This window comes from Vibrio sp. 2033 (assembly GCF_033339735.1).
Genome location: NZ_JAWOVC010000805.1, coordinates 1 through 523 on the forward strand (window position 1 = coordinate 1; position 523 = coordinate 523).

The window sequence follows — 523 nt, forward strand, 5'->3', positions numbered from 1 at the left end:
TCAGGCGACAAAACCATTTCTGCGTTACAAGGGACGACCTTAAACGGTGAGGCAATGACGATGTTCCCAGGAGAGGTGCCGAAGAAGCTACCCAATGCTGCCTATTGGCAAAACAGTGGTTTCGACTTTACTTCCTTCCGTCCTATGCCGTCAGCAAGTGATGAACCGATGAAACACATACGTCTAGATAAAGCACTGGATTATCTGCTAGGAGACAAATTGAAATGAGTGAATTGAAGCAGAAACAAATTTTCTCTGAAAAAGCACTAGAGAAAGAGCAGCAATCGGATTCACCAGAGTTAACGGCGCAAAAGACATTCAGTGAAAAAGAAACTTTTGTACCAGTAAAGATAGAAGAAGATCGAATTGAAACCGAACAAGAACTGCAACTTGAACACGTGATTCGTCCTAGGCCGGGCAGAAAATGGCTCGCAACCGGCGTGTTTGCCACTTTTGCCGGATTGGTCGGGTGGCAGGCTGTGGACTCAGTTGTCACTGCGGTGCAAACGGCTGACTGGCTAGC

General features: G+C 46.8%; 1 protein-coding gene and 1 pseudogene. Both read left to right on the forward strand.

Features of this window, described 5'->3' with window-relative positions:
• On the forward strand, positions 1-228 hold a 228-nt coding region (locus R7P74_RS29190), incomplete at its 5' end, for a YcjX family protein (RefSeq protein WP_318124217.1).
• Positions 225-523: pseudogene (locus R7P74_RS29195) on the forward strand (YcjF family protein); the annotation flags it as partial. The gene R7P74_RS29190 and the pseudogene R7P74_RS29195, both read left to right, overlap by 4 nt.